This is a genomic window from Tenacibaculum gallaicum, from assembly GCF_003387615.1.
Lineage (GTDB): Bacteria > Bacteroidota > Bacteroidia > Flavobacteriales > Flavobacteriaceae > Polaribacter > Polaribacter gallaicus.
On the sequence record NZ_QUNS01000003.1, the window covers coordinates 176,309 to 185,383 of the forward strand.

General features: G+C 35.8%; 3 protein-coding genes. All 3 read right to left on the bottom strand.

Annotation, left to right across the window (positions count from 1 at the left end; all coding sequences use genetic code 11):
* Nucleotides 1–53 precede the first annotated feature (53 nt).
* On the bottom strand, nt 54–884 hold the full coding sequence (gene rluF, locus C7448_RS07760; protein ID WP_115900799.1) for a 23S rRNA pseudouridine(2604) synthase RluF: 831 nt from the start codon (nt 882–884) through the stop codon (nt 54–56).
* Nucleotides 885–950: 66 nt separating this feature from the next.
* Nucleotides 951–1,898, bottom strand: a complete 948-nt coding sequence (locus C7448_RS07765; protein WP_115900800.1) for a PorP/SprF family type IX secretion system membrane protein — start codon at nt 1,896–1,898, stop codon at nt 951–953.
* Nucleotides 1,899–1,905: 7 nt separating this feature from the next.
* On the bottom strand, nt 1,906–9,075 hold a 7,170-nt coding region (locus C7448_RS15810), incomplete at its 5' end, for a T9SS type B sorting domain-containing protein (RefSeq protein ID WP_170137016.1).

Genomic DNA, 9,075 nt, shown 5'->3' on the forward strand with positions numbered 1-9,075 from the left:
ATGTAAGTTGAATGTTTAAAAGCAGAAAGTTAAAAGTTTCTTATTACTGATTTTTAACTTTTTCTTCTTCTTCCAAACTTCGTTTTGAAATCTACTTTCTTCTTTGGTTTAGTTTTTTGGGAAGAAGTTGTTTTAGTCTTTTTTTCCGCTTCTTCGTGTGTTTTTGAAGAGCCTGCTACAAGACGATTAATTTCATCCATTTCTTTAGATGATAATTCTCTCCACTCTCCTACTTTTAAGTTTCCTAAAGTAACATTCATAATACGTGTGCGCTTTAACTTTTTTACTTCGTAATCTAAGTATTCACACATACGTCTTATTTGACGGTTTAATCCTTGTACTAAAGTTATTTTAAATGTAGTATTATTTACACGTTCTACCTTACATTTCTTTGTAACAGTTCCTAAAATTGGAATTCCATTACTCATTCTTTTTATAAAGCACTCATCAAAAGGTTTGTTAACCGAAACAATGTATTCTTTTTCGTGGTTGTTTCCTGCTCGTAATATTTTGTTTACAATATCCCCATCATTGGTTAAAAAAATTAATCCCTCTGAAGGTTTATCTAATCGACCAATAGGAAACAATCGTTGCGGATGCCCTACAAACTTTACTATATTTTTCCGCTCTTTACTATCTGTAGTACAAACAATACCTACTGGTTTGTTTAACGCTATATAAATAGTTTTAGGCTTTGCTTTTAATGGTTTTCCATCAATTTTTACCACATCTCCTTCATGAACTCTGTTTCCTAACTGGGTAGGGTTTCCATTTATGGTAACTCTTCCTTCCGTAATAAAGCGTTCTGCTTCACGACGTGAACAAATACCTGTACTACTAATATATTTATTTAGATTTATTGATGTATCGTTATTTTTTTCCATTAATACAAAGAAAAAGAAAATCCTCAAGCTAACACTTGAGGATTTGATAATTTATGTTTTTTATTATTAAAACATGATCATTTTTTGAGTACAACGTGCTAAACTTGGTCTTCTTTCATAATCAAACCCAAGTGTAATCATGTGTGTTCCGTAGTTATAATCTTGCGTTTTATTCATATTGATACTAAAACCATACGACATATACAGGTTATTCTTCTTTAAACCAAGCAACGGAGCAATAGCATTTGGTTGAAAAAACTGGTCGTTTAAGAACGTGTAACTTAAACCAGCCCAAACATACCCATCTCTTATTCCTCTTCTAGCTTTAATATTCATATCCGTTCTAGAACGTTTGTCTGCTTCTCTATACTCCACTAACATTGATGGCTCTAGTTCAAAGTTTCTGCTTAATTTCGTAAAAGTGTAAGATGTAAAAAGTATATATTTTCTTAATACTTCTGGTTCACCCGTTTGAAAATCTTCAATTTCTTTATTTAAGATATTCATAATGTTTGCACTAATACTAAATCGTTCGTAACGATATAACAAACCAACATCAAAATTAGAATTATTTAAAGTTCTATTTGATACTGTTTCCCCAGAATTATTTTCTGATGTATCAATACCAAATTGCGTAAAACTATAACTTAAAGCAAACGATAAAAAACTATCATGAAAGTCACTTAATGTTAAGTGACTTGCAAATGACAACTTAGCTCCTTTTTGAGTGGTATAACCATTTTTATCATTAAATAATGTGATTCCTCCACCAAAAGTATCTGCGATACGTGCTTCAACTGTTAATGATTGTGTATCGGGAGCATCTTTAACTCCAATCCACTGGCTTACTCCATTTAACCTAACTTGTAAACCCGTTCCTATACCTGCGTAAGTTGGTGAAATTAAAAATGGGTTGTCAGCCAAATGACTTACATATTGAGGTAATTCTACTTCTTGTGCAGTAAGTTTTACACTACTAAATACCACACTTAAAATTATTAATATTTTTCTCATTTCTTTTTTATCTATATAGTGTAAAGTGTCCCATTATTTTCTTCTCTTGACCTGATAACTCTTTAAAGTAAATGGTATACCAATAATCTCCTGATGGTAATGGTGTACCTTCATAAGTACCATCCCATCCTTCTACAGAACCTTTAAAGTCGGCAATGTTACGTGCATATCTATCGTAAATAAATACTTTGATATCGTGGTAATCTTCTACTTCACGAGGGTACCAATAATCATTTGTTCCGTCTCCATCTGGTGTAAATAAGTTTGGAACGAAAATAGAAATATATTCTCCTCTTACAGTTAACGTAATCTCACAACCTCTAGCATCTCTAACCGTAATGGTGTAATCTTTTGTTTGTAAGATTAAAAACTCATTATCTGATCCAAAATCACCTCCATCTACACTATACTCATAAGGTGGTAATCCAAAGTCTGTATTTGCTATTAAGGTATTCTTAACCGAATCATCAATATCTAGAGTTAACGCTTGAATATCTTCAATATTGATCGGGCTACTAGTAGAACTTTCAGAACATGAAGTTATTGTATGTGTTGCTGTAACATAATACCCTGTTCCTGCTGGTACATCAATAAACTCTCCTGAATTATTTGTTGCTACAGAGTTTCCTGTTCCATCATATAACGTATAAGACATGTTAGCTCTATAAGCTTCATCAACTATTGCTTTGATAATATTTCCTACCTCACACGTATATGCAAAATCTACTGTTAATTGTAAATCTACTGATTCAGCCGTAGTTACTCTAATTGGGTCTGCAACATTACAACCTGCTTCATCTCTTACTGTAATATAATAAGACGTACCTGCTTGGATGTTTTCAGCAGATCCTAATACAATTGTATTCGTCGTATACTGAGTAGGTTGTTCTATATTATTAATACTTACATAATATGGTTGTGTTCCTCCTTGTACATCTAACTCTATTGTTGGTGTTGCATCGTTAATACAGATTTGTTCTGTAACCCCTACTAATGTTGCTGTAAACTCTTGTGGTTGATCAATAACTACATCAATAGTATCAATACATCCAACCTTATCTTTAACAGTAATGGTATATGTACCTGCTGTTAAGTTTCTGAATACATTATCGGTAACAAATTTATTAGTTGGGTCTGTACTAATATTGTATTCATATCCTGTTAAGTTTCCTCCTGAAGCTAATACTGTAATAGTACCATCGTTTCCTCCAAAACAACTTACATCTGTATGATTTTCAGCAACTACTAAAGGCTGTGGTTCTTCAATAGTATGCGCTGCAGTGTCTTCTGTACATACTTCTCCAAATCTGTTGGTACTTCTTACTCTAATTTTATATGTACCAACATCTAAACCTCCAAAACTATTCAATGTTTGCCATGTTCCATCAATCGGATTATCACTACCGTCTAACAATTGGTATTCGTAATTACCGAAACCGCCTGTTATAGTTGCTGATAACACTCCATTAGCATCTCCATTACAGGTAACAAAACCTGAATCAACTACTAAAGTTGGCACTAAAGGCTCGTATGCATTAACTGTTACTACAACTGTATCTTCACAGTTATTATCATCACGTACATAGAATGTTTGAGCTCCTGAACTTACGTTTGTAAACGTATTATTAGGGCCAAAATTCACTCCATCACTACTATATTCATAAACGCCTGTACCTCCTATTGCACTCACTTCTACGGTTGCATTAGGGATGTTACAAGTTATATCCGCAGTGATATTTGCCGAAGCTTCTACTTCTGATGGATCAACTATGTTTACAGTTTCTGTATACTGACAGCTATATTTATTATCTCTAACAATTACTGTATAGTTAGTACCAGCTGGTAAATTGTTAAATGTGTTTGATAACTGTTCTACTTGCGTTGTTCCGTCAGGGTAAATTAAAATATAACTATAACTTACAGTTGCATCTTGTGTTTGACCTCCTGTTACATTAGTTACCTCAATAGTTGCTGTTTTTTCTCCTTCACATAAGTTTGGAGTAACTCTTACAAGTGCATCCATAGGTGTAGTTGGCTGTAATGTAAATGTAAACGTTTCTTCACAACCTGTAACATCTCTAACTGTTGCTGTATAATTACCTGCTGCTAATCCAGTAATTCTTCTATTGCTATCAAAATTTTGAACTGGTGTAGCTGGTGTTGCATCATTTATTAATTGATACTCATACGGTGCCCAACCTCCTTGAGCTTCTAACAAGATTTCTCCAGAGTCAGTAACATTACAATTGATATACGTTGGTGTACCAGTTAGCGTCAAGGCCGTTGCTGGTTCTTCAATTATAAAGTTTTCTGTTCTTGGTGAACAAAATGGTGTATTCGTCATGCTTACAACCACGTAATATTCACCTGCTACTAATCCGGTAGTAATTGTTTCTGGAGTACCTCCTGTACCATTTCCTGACGTAATTGCAATTGGATTTCCTACTTCAAATACTTCATAAGTATAAACATCTGTATATGGTGTAGCTGCACTAAAATCTATAGTTGCGCTTCCTGTACTACCAAAACAAGCTCTTTGAATGTCACTTACTAATACATCAAAGGTAGGTTCTGATCCTACTTTATGATATGCTTCTAAAGTACATCCTGTTGCTGCATTGTATATCTCAATTGTATAATCATCAACCGGTACGTCATTAAATACTGCTGCATCTGCATCTGATACCACATTTAATGTTCGTGTATAAGGAGTAGCTCCTGTTCCTGTTATTGTATATTGAATGTTTGGTAATGCAGGCACTACTTTTACAGTGATATTCTCTCCTGTATTACAGTCTGTATCTTTAATTACATCGATAGCTGCTCCTGTCATTGGAGTAAACGAATCTATCGTTACTACTCTAGACACAAAACAATCTGTATTTTCATCATATACTTTTACTGTATAAGTACCTCCTGCTAAATCAGTTGATATGTACGTAAAATTACTATCGTCTTGTAATACATTACCTACTGCATTTTCAAATACAACTCGTACATATTTCCCTGTACCTCCTGTAATCGCTCCTTTATCTACTACTATTTTTGCAGTATTAACAGTATTACCTGTAGTACAAGCAAACTGCGTTACTGTAATAGCGTTTGAGATATCTATTACTGGATTTTCTCTTACTGTAACTGGTACATCTGTTGTACATCCATTTACTCCCGTAGCTGTAACTATATAGTCATCTGCTGGTAAGTTCGTAAATACCGTATCACTTCCTGTTAAAACATCATTAAATGTTCCTGATACATTGTTAATCTCATAACTTAATGGTAAAATACCATTATCTACTGGTGAAACTGTAACTTCTCCTGTTAATGTTCCGAAACAAATATCTGTTACTGTAGCTACTGCCGTGAAATTAGGAATTTCAGCATCTTGAATTTCAATGGTTTTAACTACTGAACATTCTGGTGTTGCTCCTGTATCATAAACTGTTACTGTATATACTCCTGCTACCGTAGGATTTAGCGTTAATGTTGTACTTCCTAAATTCGTTCTTCCTACTGCTATACTTGGTCCTGCAACTTCATAAGCATAACTACTAGAACCTGAAGTTACTTCTAATGCTACAGTTGCTGCCATTGGTGCAGTACATGTTAACTTCTTAGTCTCTGTTAATGTAAATACTAAATCTGGTGTTATTGTTACATCTGTTGGAGTACCTTCTGTACATCCATTAGAATCTACTACATTTACTGTATAAGCATCTGCTGCTAAATTGGTAAATGTATAATTTGCAGCATTCAGTATTTGCGTTTCTACTACTCCACTTCCGTTAGATAATGTATAGGTATATGTACCTGTACCTCCTGTTGCTGTTACTGATATACTTCCTCCTACTGTGGTATCACATGAATTGTCATTCTCAGTTACTGTAAATGTTACCTCTGTTGGATTTGCTATGACTACTTGATCAGTTGACTCACAATATAATCCGGTAGCTCCATTTTTATCTCGTACTACTACTGTATAATCTCCTGCTGGTAAGTTCGTAAAGATATTGTTTGAACTAAACGTGTTACCTGCATAAGCAACTCCTGGGGTAGCTGTTTCTTCTAATTGATACACATAATCTCCCCAACCTCCTGATCCGGTGGCTGTAATAGTAGCATCTGAACCATTGTAACAGCTTACTACTGGGTTAGTAACTCCTGTTACTGATAATGAATCTGCTGGCTCTGCAATGGTAAAGTTTGCACTTTGTGCTTCACAGAATGGACTGTTAGTTCCCATATCTATTCGTACATAGTACTCTCCTGCTACCAGTCCTGTGATTGTTGCTGGTGTACCTGCTGTTCCTGTTCCTGTTACTGCCGTTGCTGTACCTGTGGTAGCATCGTAAACAATATAACTATAACCACTTGTGTATGGTGGGGTACTTGGTACAAAACTTAAGACTGCACTTCCATTATTATCTCCTTTACAATCTACATCATCTACATTGGTAATTAAAATATCAAAGGTAGGTTCTGGTTTTACCGTGTGATATACTTCTAAAATACATCCTGTTGCTGCATTGTATATCTCAATCGTATAGTTATCAACTGGCACGTCATTAAATACTGCTGCATCTGCATCTGATACTACATTTAATGTTTGTGTAAAAGGAGTAGCTCCTGTTCCTGTTATTGTATATTGAATGTTTGGTAATGCAGGTACTACTTTTACAGTGATATTCTCTCCTGTATTACAGTCTGTGTCTTTGATTACATTGATATCAGCTCCTGTCATTGGAGTAAACGAATCTATAACAGTGTTTTCTACTCCTGAACATCCTTTATCGTCGTAAACAGTGACTTGTACTGGACCTCCTGAGGTATTCGTTGTACTAAAACTTGTACTCGAACCGTCTTGGGTTATTGGACCGCTTCCGTCTGCTGGCGTATAAACAAATACATAACGTGTATAATTTGTTGAACCTCCTATAGTTCCTACCGGAATAGTTACCGTAGCAACATCTACAGTATTACCTGCACTACATCCAAATTGATCGGCAACAGGTGTACTCGGTACTATTGGAGCGTATTCATCTATTACAATATTTGTAACGGTGAAAGTACATCCATTCGTTCCCTCTCCTGTAACTGAGTATGTTCCTGGTGGTAAACCTGTTATTACATTTCCTGTAATCGTTCCTGCTACTGGCAAAATACTATAGGTTAATGGTAAAATCCCATTATCTACCGCTGTTAAAGTGATGCTTCCTGAATTATCTCCTGAACATAAACTAGCCTCAGCCGACGCCGTGAAACTAGGAATTTCAGCATCTTGAATTTCAATAGTTTTAACTACTGAACATTCTGGTGTTGCTCCTGCATCATAAACTGTTACTGTATACACTCCCGCTACCGTAGGATTCAACGTTAATGTTGTGCCTGCTAAATTCGTTCTTCCTACTGCTATACTTGGCCCTGCAACTTCATAAGCATAACTACTAGAACCTGAAGTTACTTCTAATGCTACAGTTGCTGCCATTGGTGCAGTACATGTTAACTTCTTAGTCTCTGTTAATGTAAATACTAAATCTGGTGTTATTGTTACATCTGTTGGAGTACCTTCTGTACATCCATTAGAATCTACTACATTTACTGTATAAGCATCTGCTGCTAAATTGGTAAATGTATAATTTGCAGCATTCAGTATTTGCGTTTCTACTACTCCACTTCCGTTAGATAATGTATAGGTATATGTACCTGTACCTCCTGTTGCTGTTACTGATATACTTCCTCCTACTGTGGTATCACATGAATTGTCATTCTCAGTTACTGTAAATGTTACCTCTGTTGGATTTGCTATGACTACTTGATCAGTTGACTCACAATATAATCCGGTAGCTCCATTTTTATCTCGTACTACTACTGTATAATCTCCTGCTGGTAAGTTCGTAAAGATATTGTTTGAACTAAACGTGTTACCTGCATAAGCAACTCCTGGGGTAGCTGTTTCTTCTAATTGATACACATAATCTCCCCAACCTCCTGATCCGGTGGCTGTAATAGTAGCATCTGAACCATTGTAACAGCTTACTACTGGGTTAGTAACTCCTGTTACTGATAATGAATCTGCTGGCTCTGCAATGGTAAAGTTTGCACTTTGTGCTTCACAGAATGGACTGTTAGTTCCCATATCTATTCGTACATAGTACTCTCCTGCTACCAGTCCTGTGATTGTTGCTGGTGTACCTGCTGTTCCTGTTCCTGTTACTGCCGTTGCTGTACCTGTGGTAGCATCGTAAACAATATAACTATAACCACTTGTGTATGGTGGGGTACTTGGTACAAAACTTAAGACTGCACTTCCATTATTATCTCCTTTACAATCTACATCATCTACATTGGTAATTAAAATATCAAAGGTAGGTTCTGGTTTTACCGTGTGATATACTTCTAAAATACATCCTGTTGCTGCATTGTATATCTCAATCGTATAGTTATCAACTGGCACGTCATTAAATACTGCTGCATCTGCATCTGATACTACATTTAATGTTTGTGTAAAAGGAGTAGCTCCTGTTCCTGTTATTGTATATTGAATGTTTGGTAATGCAGGTACTACTTTTACAGTGATATTCTCTCCTGTATTACAGTCTGTGTCTTTGATTACATTGATATCAGCTCCTGTCATTGGAGTAAACGAATCTATAACAGTGTTTTCTACTCCTGAACATCCTTTATCGTCGTAAACAGTGACTTGTACTGGACCTCCTGAGGTATTCGTTGTACTAAAACTTGTACTCGAACCGTCTTGGGTTATTGGACCGCTTCCGTCTGCTGGCGTATAAACAAATACATAACGTGTATAATTTGTTGAACCTCCTATAGTTCCTACCGGAATAGTTACCGTAGCAACATCTACAGTATTACCTGCACTACATCCAAATTGATCGGCAACAGGTGTACTCGGTACTATTGGAGCGTATTCATCTATTACAATATTTGTAACGGTGAAAGTACATCCATTCGTTCCCTCTCCTGTAACTGAGTATGTTCCTGGTGGTAAACCTGTTATTACATTTCCTGTAATCGTTCCTGCTACTGGCAAAATACTATAGGTTAATGGTAAAATCCCATTATCTACCGCTGTTAAAGTGATGCTTCCTGAATTATCTCCTGAACATAAACTAGCCTCAGCCGACGCCGTGAAACTAGGAATTTCAGCATCTTGAAT

Coding starts and splice junctions, on each gene's coding strand:
- C7448_RS07765 (WP_115900800.1), bottom strand. CDS start 1,898: ATGAGAAAAATATTAATAATTTTAAGTGTGGTATTTAGTAGTGTAAAA.
- rluF (WP_115900799.1), bottom strand. CDS start 884: ATGGAAAAAAATAACGATACATCAATAAATCTAAATAAATATATTAGT.